8 protein-coding genes are annotated in these 13,028 nt (G+C 61.4%); 3 read left to right on the top strand and 5 right to left on the bottom strand.

Annotation, left to right across the window (positions count from 1 at the left end):
* Positions 1–52 precede the first annotated feature (52 nt).
* The 3 genes from CO657_RS26775 to CO657_RS26765 all read right to left on the bottom strand — a co-directional run bounded on the left by CO657_RS26775 (position 53) and on the right by CO657_RS26765 (position 1,191).
* Positions 53–502: a type II toxin-antitoxin system PemK/MazF family toxin gene (locus tag CO657_RS26775; protein ID WP_012556193.1), complete on the bottom strand. Its 450-nt coding sequence runs from the start codon at positions 500–502 to the stop codon at positions 53–55.
* Positions 499–753: a hypothetical protein gene (locus CO657_RS26770; protein WP_054183924.1), complete on the bottom strand. Its 255-nt coding sequence runs from the start codon at positions 751–753 to the stop codon at positions 499–501. Before CO657_RS26770 ends, CO657_RS26775 begins: the two co-directional genes overlap by 4 nt.
* A 75-nt stretch (positions 754–828) precedes the next feature.
* Positions 829–1,191, bottom strand: coding sequence for a hypothetical protein (locus tag CO657_RS26765; protein WP_054183925.1), 363 nt, complete (start codon positions 1,189–1,191; stop codon positions 829–831).
* Between the two features lie 240 nt (positions 1,192–1,431).
* Here CO657_RS26765 and CO657_RS26760 point away from each other — a divergent pair, with 240 nt between their 5' ends.
* From CO657_RS26760 to glgB, 3 genes are read left to right on the top strand one after another with little or no spacing between them, the layout of a single operon-like run.
* A complete protein-coding gene (locus CO657_RS26760; RefSeq protein ID WP_054183926.1) occupies positions 1,432–4,659 on the top strand; it encodes an alpha-1,4-glucan--maltose-1-phosphate maltosyltransferase in 3,228 nt (1,075 codons plus the stop codon).
* Entirely contained in the window at positions 4,660–7,941 is a 3,282-nt protein-coding gene (gene treS, locus CO657_RS26755; protein WP_054183927.1) for a maltose alpha-D-glucosyltransferase, read from the top strand.
* Positions 7,938–10,148 carry a 1,4-alpha-glucan branching protein GlgB gene (gene glgB, locus CO657_RS26750; RefSeq protein WP_054183928.1) on the top strand — a complete coding sequence of 737 codons (2,211 nt, stop codon included), beginning with the start codon at positions 7,938–7,940 and terminating at the stop codon, positions 10,146–10,148. The genes treS and glgB overlap by 4 nt, the downstream gene beginning before the upstream one ends.
* Positions 10,149–10,155: 7 nt before the next feature.
* Here the strand turns inward: glgB and CO657_RS26745 are convergent, their stop codons facing one another.
* A complete protein-coding gene (locus CO657_RS26745; protein WP_054183929.1) occupies positions 10,156–11,784 on the bottom strand; it encodes a thiamine pyrophosphate-dependent enzyme in 1,629 nt (542 codons plus the stop codon).
* Positions 11,781–12,956: an amino acid aminotransferase gene (locus CO657_RS26740; RefSeq protein ID WP_054183930.1), complete on the bottom strand. Its 1,176-nt coding sequence runs from the start codon at positions 12,954–12,956 to the stop codon at positions 11,781–11,783. Before CO657_RS26740 ends, CO657_RS26745 begins: the two co-directional genes overlap by 4 nt.
* Positions 12,957–13,028 lie beyond the last annotated feature (72 nt).

The following is a 13,028-nucleotide window of genomic DNA, read 5'->3' as shown; positions in this document are numbered from 1 at the left end:
CTTTCGTCGAGATAGTCGAAATCTTGCTCGGGAGTGAAGCACAGGAAGCACTTCAAGGCTGCTCGTCCCGCGGTGTAAAGGAGAGCCTCCTTCGGTTGTTTTCCGCAATGATCGCAGCTTTGATCTGGTTGAAGAACGCCTCGGGGATGAAGCCGTAATCGACGCGGCCAGGGTCATCGGGCCGTACGCGCAGATCATAACCAGGCCAGATAAAGCGGTTCAGCTGAGTGAGTCGCAGCCAATGCCGCCCACCATCCAGGCCGAGTGATTTTGCGATTGCGGCAGGTATCTCAAGCGATGCCGAGCGATCGGCCTGGTCGGGTTGCGAGTGCGTGATGGGTACAACAACGACTTGAATTGCCGTTGTGTCTTTCACCTTTGCTGCAAGTACGACCGCACAAGGCCTGTCCTTCGACGCTTCGTATTTTCCTTTGTCGTAGTCCTCTTTCCAAAGAAACGAATATCTGATCACCAGGCCTGGTGCGGGTTCGGGAAACTTCACTTCGGCGCAACGCCGTATTGAGCGTTTTCAATGTCCGAAATCGTGTCCTCGTCCAACTCTCCGACGATGAGAACTTCACGTTCCCTGCGCTTCAGGCTCTTATAGTGTTCAAGCTCGCTTGCGGAAAGATATCCGCCAATGACCCGCCCATGGCTTGTGACTTCGATAATCTTTTCGCTCAGCGCTTCGTCCTGATATCGTGCGAAGCTGCGAGAGAATGTGGTCGCCGGCACTCTCAATATTTGGGCCATTTTCTCCTCCACTAAAATGTGTAAAATACGTAAATTACACAATTTGTCAATTTGCCAGCGTATCGACGGGAATGCTCAGTTCGATGTTGGTTTCTGCCGCACCGGCACCGGCACATCCCATCGTTTCATCACGGCATTCGGCACCGCGGCTGAGCACACGACCATCACGCTGGGTTTTGAGCGGCCGAGGCTCTTCGGCGTCCACTGCGCCTGGAGCGGGACCGCGCATCGGGGAACCAGCACCTTCGCGTTGGGTTCCAGCACGTTCCACTGCTCGTGCCCATTGGCGTTCTCCTGCGCGATGAAGCGCCTGGCCTCCTCGCGGATTTCGAACAGGCCTTGTTTGTACTCTGTCGAACGATCGGTCTCGATGCTCCAGGCGGTGAGGCAGAGGACGCAGGCCGGCAGGGTTGCAGCGACGAGTATTGATCGAAGCATGGATGCGCTTTCAACAGCCAACTGACTCACCTCTGTAGATGACGGAAGACTACCCGGATGCGGCTGGAATTCTCAAGGTTTCTTCGTCTCCTGGAAGGGCTTTGATGCTCGAACGAAATGCGTCCCCTCGATCCGCCGCCGATGCGACGGATGAGTTCGTACAGCCGCGAATTGGCCTTGCCGGTGGAACAACAACCGCCAAAGGAAGTTTGCCTGAAAAGCAACTCGAGGCGGCGGCCGATGTTATTTCGTGCAAACGGGGGTGTGTTGAGCACCCCGCCCCGGATCTATTATGTCAATCCGCTCCTTCTCCAGGGCATCGATGCATGGCGCGAGGTTTTCGACCATGCGGCGGATACCGGTTTCGATCATGTGCTGACGGCACCCCTCTTCGACCGCGGTGGGGAGCGCAGTGTCTTTGCCTCCCGGGACTTCGATCGTCTCGATCCTGAACTGTCGCTCGGAAACGTGGTCGAGGATGGGTTGGCCCGCCTGGCGGAGGCTGGCCGCAAGAGTGGCGTCGCCGTGATGATGGACCTGATGCTCGACGGCAGGGCGCAAGATTCCGAGGCGGGCTTTCGCCCAGTCGATCCGAGGCGCTCGCCATTGGACCCGGCGGAGCCGATGACGGCGATGGGGGCGGAACGGCAATCGCAGCTGTTGGCGGAATGGACGGAACGGCTGCAGCGGCTGTCCGACGCCGGCCTCGCCGGCTATCGGGTGCTCGGGATCGATCGGGCGACGCCGGCGCTTTTCAAATCGCTGATTGCGGCGGTGCGCGAAGAGACTGAGGCGCAATTCCTCGCCTGGACGCCAGGCACCGATTTTGCGGTGAGGGACGGGATCAAGGGGGCAGGTTTTAACGGCTGTTTTTCGTCGATGCCCTGGTGGGACTTTGACGAGAGATGGTTCATCGACGAGCATCGTGTGCAGCAGCCGCTGGGCTGGCAGGTCGCGTTTCCGGAGCCGCCATTCGCGCGGCGTATCGCGCACGGAACCGAAAGCCGCGAGATCCTCGAGCGGCGCGCCGTGAGAGCCTTGCGCCTTGCCGCTTCGCTCGGCGGCGGCCTTATGATTCCGATGGGTTTCGAATATGGTGCAGCCACGCCGCTCGATCCGACGCATGGGAACAGGTCGGGCCTTAAGGGACTGCGTCACGACCTGGCTTTCGATCTTTCTTCCGAAATCCGGCGTGCGAATGCCGAGATCGGCAAGATCGATCACGCGCCTGCCGCATCGCTACGCCTGATCCGCAACGCCAATGGACCGGTCTCGGCGCTCCTGCAATCCGAGGTGGAGGATCTGCGCAGCGCTGACAATGTGCGCTTCATCCTGCTGAACAGAGACCTTCGGAAAAGTGCGCCCGCGCCGGTGACGGCCCTTCGTGAAGCGGCCTCCGGCTTTCTGCCCGTCGCAGCCGACGCTGGGGTTTTGCGCTTGCGGGCAGGGGAGGCGCTGGTCATCCAAGGCAGGGCGCCGGCGCCGATCACGTCCAGGCCCGCCCTGGAGATCGCGCAGGCGACGGCGTCGCCGCGGCTTGCCATCGAAAACATCATGCCGCGCGTCGATGACGGGCGTTTCCCGGTCAAGCGGGTGGTCGGCGACATCGTCACCGTCGAGGCTGATATCTTCGCCGACGGCCACGACCCGATCGCCGCCGTCCTGCTCTGGCGGCCGCTCGATGCCATGGCGGACTGGAACGAGACGGAGATGCATCTGGTCGAAAACGACCGCTGGCGCGCCGAGTTCCTGCTGGAGCGCACCGGCCGCTACGAGTTCGCCGTCGAGGCGTGGAAAAATCCGTTCGCGATCTTCCGCTACGAGCTGACCAAGAAGAACGACGCCCGGCTCGACCTGAAGCTCGAACTGCAGGAGGGATTGAACCTCGTCCGCGCCGCGCAGGCCGGGGCGCCGGCAGCGCTCGGCGCCGAACTGCAGGCCCTGAGCGACAATCTCGAAACCGCCTCGGATGCCGAGCGGACGGCAATCCTGCTCGATCCTCAGACATCCGAGCTGATGAACAAAGCCGACAGCCGGCCGTTCCGGCTCCGCTCCACGGCAAGCGCCGTCGATTCCGAACGCAAGGAAGCGGCCTTCGCCAGCTGGTACCAGATCTTCCCGCGCTCGCAGAGCGGTGATCCCAACCGGCACGGCACCTTCGACGACGTCATCCCGAGGCTGGCCGATATTCGCGGCATGGGCTTCGACGTACTCTACTTCCCGCCCATTCACCCGATCGGCTCGACCAACCGAAAGGGGCGCAACAACAGCCTGAAGGCCGCTCCCGGCGATCCTGGCAGCCCCTATGCGATCGGTTCCGAGGAGGGCGGCCACGATGCCATCCATCCCGAGCTCGGCGATTTCGAGGATTTCGGCCGGCTGGTCGAGGAGGCGGGCCGGCACGGGCTGGAGATCGCTCTCGACCTTGCAATCCAGGCGTCGCCGGATCACCCCTGGCTGAAGGAACATCCCGGCTGGTTCGACTGGCGCCCGGACGGCACGATCAAATATGCCGAGAACCCGCCGAAGAAATACGAGGATATCGTCAACGTCGATTTCTACACGAAGGACGCGCTGCCCTCGTTATGGGTGGAGCTTAGGGATGTCGTCCAGCTTTGGGTGGACCAGGGCGTCAAGCTGTTTCGCGTCGACAATCCGCACACCAAGCCTTTCCCATTCTGGGAATGGCTGATCGGCGATATCAGGGCGCGTCATCCCGATGTGGTCTTCCTGTCGGAAGCCTTCACCAAGCCGAAGGTCATGTACCGGCTGGCTAAGATCGGCTTCTCCCAGTCCTACACCTATTTCACCTGGCGCAATGCCAAATGGGAGCTCGAGCAATATATGCGCGAGCTGACGCAGACGGAGGCGAAGGAATTTTTCCGGCCGCATTTCTTCGTCAACACCCATGACATCAATCCGGACTTTCTGCAGAACGCACCGCGCCCGGCCTTCTTGATCCGTGCGGCGCTCGCCGCCACGCTTTCGGGCCTGTGGGGCGTCTATAATGGATTCGAGCTTTGCGAGGGGCGACCCGATGCCAAGCGCAAGGAATATGCCGACAGCGAGAAATACGAGATCCGCGCCTGGGACTATGACCGGCCGGGCAATATCGTCGGCGAAATCAGGATGCTCAACCGTATCAGGAACGAGAACACCGCGCTGCATTCGCATCTCGGGTTGACGCTGTTGAATGCCTGGAATGACAATATCCTGTTCTTCGAGAAGGCGAGCAAGGCCCGCGACAATGTCTTGCTGATCGCGATCAGCCTCGACCCTCACAATTTTCAGCAAAGCGATGTCGAACTGCCGCTCTGGCACTGGTCGCTCGGCGACGGCGGCGCGCTGGATGCCGAGGATCTCATCGGCGGGCATCGTTTCAAATGGACCGGCAAACGGCAGAGCATCAGCCTGAACCCTGAAATCCTGCCCTTTGCGATCTGGCGCGTTCGAGCAGCGGAGGCATGAATGGACACGATGAACCCCGATGGCATTGAGCAGCCCCTCTGGTACAAGGATGCGATCATCTACCAGTTGCACATCAAGTCGTTCTACGACGCCAACGGCGACGGCGTCGGCGACTTTGCCGGCCTGCACGCCAAGCTCGATCACATCGCGGCGCTCGGCGTCAATGCCATCTGGCTGCTGCCTTTCTTTCCCTCGCCGCGCCGCGACGACGGCTACGACATCGCCGACTACGGCAATGTCAGCCCCGATTACGGCACCTTGGAGGATTTTCGCGCCTTCGTCGACGCCGCCCACCAGCGTAATATCCGCGTCATTATCGAGCTCGTCATCAACCACACCTCCGATCAGCATCCCTGGTTCCAGCGTGCCCGTCAGGCGCCGGCCGGATCACCGGAGCGCGATTTTTACGTCTGGTCGGATACCGATCAGAAATTCCCGGAAACGCGCATCATTTTCATAGATACGGAAAAATCGAACTGGACATGGGATGCCGTGGCCGGCGCCTATTACTGGCATCGTTTTTATTCCCACCAGCCTGACCTCAACTTCGACAGTCCCCTGGTCATGGAGGAACTGCTGAAGGTGATGCGCTTCTGGCTGGAAACCGGTATCGACGGCTTCCGCCTCGACGCGATCCCCTACCTTGTCGAGCGTGAGGGGACGATCAACGAAAACCTGCCCGAAACCCATGCGATCCTCAAGCGCATCCGTGCCGCCCTCGATGCCACCCATCCCGGCGTCATGCTGCTGGCCGAGGCCAATCAATGGCCGGAGGATACGCGCGAATATTTCGGCGACGGCGACGAATGCCACATGGCCTTCCACTTTCCGCTGATGCCGCGCATGTACATGGCGATCGCCAAGGAGGATAGGTTTCCGATCACCGATATCCTGCGGCAGGCGCCGGAGATTCCGGAGAATTGCCAATGGGCGATCTTCCTGCGCAACCATGACGAACTGACGCTCGAAATGGTGACGGACGCCGAGCGCGATTATCTCTGGGAAACCTACGCATCCGACAAGCGCGCCCGCATCAATCTCGGCATCAGGCGCCGCCTGGCGCCGCTGATGGAGCGCGACCGCCGGCGGATCGAGCTGATGAACGCGCTGCTGCTCTCGATGCCGGGAACGCCGGTGATCTATTACGGCGACGAGATCGGCATGGGCGACAATATCTATCTCGGCGATCGGGATGGGGTGAGGACGCCGATGCAATGGTCTCCGGACCGCAATGGCGGCTTCTCCAGGGTGGATCCGGCGCGTCTCGTGCTGCCGCCGGTCGCCGATCCGCTCTACGGTTTCGAGGCCGTCAACGTCGAGGCGCAGAGCACGGATGCGCATTCGCTGCTCAACTGGACGCGCAAGATGCTGGCGCTACGCGGCCGGCATCCGGCCTTCGGCCGTGGCTCGCTGCGGTTTCTCGCGCCGGAGAATCGCAAGATCCTCGCCTATCTCAGGGAATATGAAGGCGAGACGCTGATGTGCGTCGCAAACCTCTCGCGCCTGCCGCAGGCCGTGGAACTCGACCTGTCGAGTTTCGAGGGCCGCGTGCCGATCGAATTGACCGGCATGTCGCCTTTTCCGCCGATCGGCCAGCTGACCTATCTGCTGACACTGCCGCCCTACGGATTTTTCTGGTTCCAGCTGGAGGCCGATGCCGACCCGCCGGCATGGCGCACCGCGCCGCCGGAGCAACTTCCCGATCTGGTGACAATCGTCACCCGCCGCGGCCTGCTGGATCTTGTCGATGAACCCAAGCTTGCACGCGTCCTCAGCAATGAAATTCTGCCGGCCTATCTGGCGAAGCGGCGGTGGTTCGGGGCGAAGGACCAGCCGCTGCAGGCGGCGCGTCTGATCTCCGCAACGCCGATCCCGTTTGCCGACGGGATCGTTCTCGGCGAACTGGAGGCCGTGCTGCCAAACCATAGCGAATCCTACCAGCTGCCGCTGGCGGTCGCCTGGGACGATGCGCAACCATCGGTGCTGACCCAGCAGCTTGCGCTCGGGCGGGTCCGCCAGGGCCGGCGCGTCGGCTTCCTGACGGACGGATTTGCCGTGGAGGCGATGGCGCGCGGTATCCTGCGCGGGCTTGGCGACCGCTCGCGTACCACGGGGCGCACCGGCACGCTTGAATTTCTCGGCACGGAACGGCTCGACCGTCTCGCCGTCACCGACGATCTTCCGGTCCATTGGCTCTCGGCCGAACAATCCAACAGTTCGCTGATCGTCGGCGATCTCGCGATGATCAAGCTGATCAGGCACATCTTTCCCGGCATTCATCCGGAGGTCGAGATGACGCGCTATCTCACCCGTGCCGGCTACGATCACACGGCGCCCTTGCTCGGCGAGGTCGCGCACACGGACTCCAGTGGACGCCGCTCGACATTGATCATCGTACAAGGCGCGATCCGCAATCAGGGCGATGCCTGGAACTGGATGCTGAACAACCTGCGCCGCGGGGCAGACGAACTCGTGCTGAACGACCCGGCCGTCCAGCCGGGCGACGACGTCTTCCAGCCGCTGATCAGCTTCGTTGCGATGGTCGGCATGCGTCTCGGAGAGCTGCATGTCGTGCTCGCCGGGGAGACTGCAGACGAAGCCTTCAGCCCGGTAATCGCCGGCGACAGCGAAGTCGAGGCGATGAAGAAGGCGGTTGCCGGCGAAGTCGCCTATGCCATGTCGAAACTTGCCGAACGGGCGGAGAATGCCGATCCGGCGATCGATCTACTCGCTGCTCCGTTGCTCAAGCGCCGCTCCGAACTCGTCGAGCTTGCCGCGACGCTGACCGAGGCCACGCGCCATACGCTGATGACGCGCACGCATGGCGATTTTCACCTTGGTCAGATCCTCGTCAGCGAGGGCGATGCCGTTATCATCGATTTCGAGGGCGAGCCGGCGAAAAACCTGGCCGAACGCCGCGCCAAGACCAATCCGCTGCGCGATGTCGCCGGGCTTTTGAGGTCACTGAGTTATCTCGTCGCCACCGCCCAGCTTGATAACGACGCCGTCATCGAACACGAGAACGAAGTCCGGCGCGAGGCCATCGCCCGCTTCGGGCGCCAGGCGGAAGAGGCGTTTCTCGACGCCTATTCGCAGGCGGTTTCGGCATCGAAGGCGCTTGATATGCCACCCGATCAACGACGGAGGGTCCTCGATGCCTTTCTTCTCGAAAAGGCCGCTTACGAAATCGCCTATGAAGCCCGCAACCGGCCGAAATGGCTTCCGATCCCGCTTTCCGGCCTCACCGAAATCGTCTCGCGTCTGGCGGGAGTTCCGGCATGAATGTTGAGCGCTCGGAACTTCTGGCCGGCATCGGGCACGATGCCCTCTGGGCTCTGATCGAGGGGCGCCACGGCGATCCTTTTTCGATCCTCGGCCCCCATGAAAGCGGCGGGATGACGATCGTGCGGGTCTACCTGCCCGGGGCGGAGGCGGTCGATCTCATCGAGGCTGCGAGTGGACGGGTGGTGACGCCTTTCAGCATCGCCCATCCCGCCGGCCTGTTTGCGGCGGCAACCGGTTTGAGGAGCGGATACCGGCTGAAGATCACTTGGCCGGATGCGGTGCAGATCACCGAGGATCCCTATAGTTTCGGTCTGCTGCTCGGTGAACTCGACCTCCACTTGATATCGGAGGGCACGCATTACAGTCTGAGCCGCACGCTTGGCGCGGTGGCGATGTCGATCGACGGCATATCAGGTGTTCGTTTCGCTGTATGGGCGCCGAATGCTCGCCGCGTTTCGGTCGTCGGTGACTTCAATGCCTGGGACGGGCGGCGAAATCCGATGCGGCTGAGGCAATCGGCGGGCGTCTGGGAGTTGTTCATTCCGAGCCTCGCCCCCGGTGAAAGATACAAGTTCGAGATCGTCGATGCCGAGGGGTCCTGCCTGCCGCAAAAGGCCGATCCCGTGGCACGGGCGAGCGAGGCCGCCCCATCCACCGCCTCCATCGTCGCATCGTCGACACCATTTCGATGGACCGATGACAGCTGGATGAAGGGCCGGTCTCGGCAAGCGAGACTGGAGGGCGCGATCTCCGTTTACGAGGTGCACGCCGGCTCCTGGCTGCGCGACGGGCGGGACGGCAACAGATATCTCGACTGGGTCGAGCTCAGCCAGCGGCTTGTTCCCTATGCCAGCGACATGGGGTTTACCCATATCGAGCTGCTGCCGATCATGGAGCACCCGTTCGGCGGGTCCTGGGGCTATCAGCCGCTCGGCCTGTTTGCCCCGACCGGGCGATACGGAACGCCCGAGGATTTCGCCTATTTCGTCGACCGCTGCCATGGCGCCGGGCTCGGCGTCATCCTCGACTGGGTGCCGGCTCACTTCCCCACGGATGTCTGGGGTCTTGCCCGTTTCGACGGCAGCGCGCTGTATGAACACGAGGACCCGCGCGAGGGCTTTCACCGCGACTGGAATACGCTGATCTACAATCTCGGTCGCAACGAGGTGAAAGGCTTCCTGATCGCCAGCGCGCTCGAATGGCTGGAGCGCTATCATGTCGACGGCTTGCGCGTCGATGCCGTGGCCTCGATGCTCTACCGCGATTACAGCCGCAACGAAGGCGAATGGATTCCAAATCAGTATGGCGGCCGCGAGAACCTGGAGGCGGTGGAGTTCTTCAAGCACCTGAACAGCATCGTCCACGAGCGCTGCCCGCATGCAATGACCATCGCCGAGGAATCGACGGCCTGGCCGGGTGTGACGAAGCCGCCGGAAGAAGGCGGGCTTGGCTTCGACATCAAATGGAACATGGGCTGGATGCATGACAGCCTGAGTTACATCGAGAAGGATCCGGTCTATCGGAGCCATCATCATGGCACCATGACCTTCGGCATGATCTACGCCTATTCCGAGCGCTTTATGCTGCCGATTTCTCATGACGAGGTGGTCTATGGTAAAGGCTCGCTGCTGACCAAGATGCCGGGCGACGAATGGCAGAAATTTGCCAATTTGCGCAGCTATCTCGCTTTCATGTGGGGTCATCCCGGCAAGAAGCTGCTGTTCATGGGGAGCGAAATCGCCCAGCCGGGCGAATGGAACCACGATGCTTCGCTAAGCTGGGATGTGCTGGACCGACCTCAGCATGTCGGAATTCAGCGGCTGATCAAGGATCTGAATAGCCTCTACCTGGACGAGCCGGCATTACAGTTCGGTGATTTTCATCCCCAGGGCTTCGAATGGGCGGCGGCCGACGATGCCGTCAATTCCGTCCTCGGCATGCTCCGTTATTCCGAGGGCCGCTCTTCATCCGTCCTTGTCGTATCGAATTTCACGCCGGTGCCGCGTTACGGCTATAGGATCGGCGTGCCTGATGATGGCGTGTGGATCGAGCGGATCACCACGGATGCACGCGAATATGGCGGCTCCGGCCTCGTCAACGGCGCGCTGTCGAGCGAACCCATCCCCGCCCACGGCAGGCCGGTTTCCCTGTCGCTGACGCTGCCGCCGCTGGCGACGGTCTTTCTCAAGAGCTCGTCGCGTTGATAGGGCATCATTCGGCGTGCGGCGCTGGATGAATGAAAGGCCAGGGACTTGCCTCGGATCCCTTTTCGATCGGAACCTCGATCAGCACAGGTTCGTCGAGAGAGAGGGCTTTCTCGATCGTCTCTTTGAGTTCGACGGGGCTTGTCACCTGGAATGCGCGGATACCGAAGCTCTCGGCAAGCGCGACAAAATCCGGATTGGTGAGATCCGAGCCAAGATAGCGGCCATGATACGCCTGCTTCTGGTCGCGCAGGACATTGCCATAGGCCGAATTGTTGAAGACGATGGCGACGACATTGATCCTGTGCTGGACGGTGGTGGCAAGCTCCTGAACGCCGAACATGAAGCCGCCGTCGCCGGAAACGGACACGACCGCTTTATCGGGATTGGCGACCTTCACGCCCAAGGCGGTGTTGAAGCCAAAACCCAGATTGTCCTGATAACCGCATGTCACGTACTGACGCGGGGCGTAGACGGGGAAGGCAAAACGGGCGGTAAAGCCCATCTGGCTGACTTCCTCGACGAAGAAGCCATCTCTCGGCAGAGCCTCACGAATGGCATCGAGATAGGCAAGCTGCGGCTGTACTTCCGAGAACCGGGATCTGGCGTCTCTGTTGAGGTCGGCAAATTCGCGGGTGCGATCATCGCGTGGGGCGCCTGCCAGTGCATCTATCAGAGCCTGCGTTCCCGCCTTGGCATCGGCGACGATGCCGACACCGGGCTTGAGACGGACCATTTCGGTCGGATCGATATCGATGCGGATGATCTTGAGGTCCTTCGGCAGCCATTTCCATCGCATGAACTGCAATTCGAGCCGGCTGCCAATGCCGATCAGAACGTCGGTCTTCTTCCAATATTCATAGGCGGCGACGAAGTTCAGATAGTTCGGGTGGTCGTCGGCGACGATGCCCTTGCCGGAACGATGGGAGGTGACGGGCGATTGAAGCAATTCCGCAAGGGCGGCGATTTCGGCGCCGGCATCCGCCGCACCGCCGCCGACCATGATCATCGGGTTGCTGGCGACCGATATCAGTGCCGCTGCGGCAGCGATCTGATCCGAGTTGACAGCCGGGTGAGGGGCTTTCGACCCGACGGGAAGATCGACTTCGGGGCCGGATTGGCCAAACACGTCCCATGGGGCTTCGACCGCTCCCGGACCCTGGCGGCCGGAGAGCATTTTGTTAACAACCTCGGCCATGACAGGACCGGCCTCGGACGGATGATTGATGCGTTCCGCCGTCTTGGTAAGCCCGCGCATTGTCGCGAGTTGATCGGGCAGTTCGTGCAGCTGCCCTCTGCCCTGGCCAATCAGGTGGGACATGATGTTGCCGGTGATGCAAAGCACCGGCGCGTTGGCGCCGTAAGCGGTGCAAAGAGCCGCGCCTGAATTGAGAACACCGGGACCGGGGACGACGGTATAAGCGCCGATCCGGCCGGTGGATTTGGCATAGCCATAGGCCATATATCCGGCGCCCTGTTCGTGCCGTGTGTGAATGAACCGAACCTTGTCACGGGCGCCGTAGAGGGCATCGTTGAAATCATACATGTGGGCGCCCGGGATGCCGAACACCGTGTCGATCCCATGGGCGACAAGCGAACGGGTCATCGCCTGGCCGGTTGTTTCCTTCTTGCTCATTTCAAGCAGCCTTCAGCGCGAAGTGCGGTCACGATTGCGTCGGCATCAGCCGGCTGCATGCCCGCAAGGTTCATACGGCCGGAATCGGCCATGTAGATGCCGTGTTTGGCGCGTAGCGCCGCGGCCGTTTCTTTCGACATGGAGAGATTGGAGAACAGGCCGCGCTGCCGGCTGATAAAGGCCAGATCGGCGGCTGCGGCGGCGAACGCCGCGCGGTTGCCGTTGACACGCTCGCACATCTCGTCGAGTTCGGCGCGCCACATTGCCGACATTTCGGGGCTCTCGAGAATGGTTCTGACGATCGCCGCGCCATGATCGGGCGGCATCGACCAGTTGACACGCGCAAGTGCCGCCATATTGCTTTCTGCCTTGCCGACGTCGTCGATATTGCGGGTCATGACGTAGAGCGCGCCGACGCGCTCGCGATAGAGACCGAAATTCTTGTCGCAGGAATAGGCGATCAGCGCCTCGTCGACCGCGTCGAGGATCATGCGGGTCGGTGCAGCGTCCTGTTCGAGACCGTCGCCAAGCCCCTGATAGGCAAGATCGATGAACGGCACCAATTTGTGCGCAACGAGGAGTTCGGTAATCTCTAGCCACTGCTCCATGGTGAAATCGATACCGGTCGGATTGTGGCAGCAACCGTGAAGGAGGACGACATCGCCTTCCGCAGCGGAAGACAGGGCGTCGGCGACGCCTTCGAATTTGACCTGTTGCGACGTCAGATCGACGAAGGCGTAGTCCTTTACAGCCAGGCGCGCCGAGGCAAAAATCGGCGCGTGGTTCGGCCAGCTCGGTGTCCCCAACAGAACCTTCGCCGATGGGTTTGCCATCTGGATGAGCTCGGCGCCGAGACGCAGCGCGCCGCTGCCGCCGGGTGTCTGAATGCCGACAAGGCGATGATCGAATTTTGGCGATTTGCCGAAAATAATGGGCTGCAGCAGGCGCACGAATTGCAGATCGCCTTCCGGGCCGAGATATTTCTTGCTGTCCTGGGTCTCGAGAAGAAACTGTTCCGCCGCCTTTACGGCTCGCATCACCGGCGTGCGGCCCATGGCGTCGCGATAGACGCCGACGCCGAGGTCGATCTTTCCGCTGCGCTCGTCGGCCTGAAAGGCCTTGATGAGGGCAAGCAGGCTGTCGGCTGGCCGGTTATTCAGTTTCTCAAACACAAGTCCACCTCCGTTTTATCCAATGGCTGGAGATTAACGGAAGTTCCGCGGCGATTTTATGCGATTATCTGC

The sequence above is a fragment of the Rhizobium acidisoli genome, assembly GCF_002531755.2.
Lineage (GTDB): Bacteria > Pseudomonadota > Alphaproteobacteria > Rhizobiales > Rhizobiaceae > Rhizobium > Rhizobium acidisoli.
The sequence above is the reverse complement of the archived record's forward strand: the minus strand, read 5'-3'. Positions and strand labels throughout refer to the sequence as shown.

Bases quoted from the DNA above. Each gene is read 5' to 3' on its own strand.
- CO657_RS26770 (WP_054183924.1), bottom strand. From the start codon at position 753: ATGGCCCAAATATTGAGAGTGCCGGCGACCACATTCTCTCGCAGCTTC.
- CO657_RS26765 (WP_054183925.1), bottom strand. From the start codon at position 1,191: ATGCTTCGATCAATACTCGTCGCTGCAACCCTGCCGGCCTGCGTCCTC.
- CO657_RS26760 (WP_054183926.1), top strand. From the start codon at position 1,432: ATGTTATTTCGTGCAAACGGGGGTGTGTTGAGCACCCCGCCCCGGATC.
- treS (WP_054183927.1), top strand. From the start codon at position 4,660: ATGGACACGATGAACCCCGATGGCATTGAGCAGCCCCTCTGGTACAAG.
- glgB (WP_054183928.1), top strand. From the start codon at position 7,938: ATGAATGTTGAGCGCTCGGAACTTCTGGCCGGCATCGGGCACGATGCC.
- CO657_RS26745 (WP_054183929.1), bottom strand. From the start codon at position 11,784: ATGAGCAAGAAGGAAACAACCGGCCAGGCGATGACCCGTTCGCTTGTC.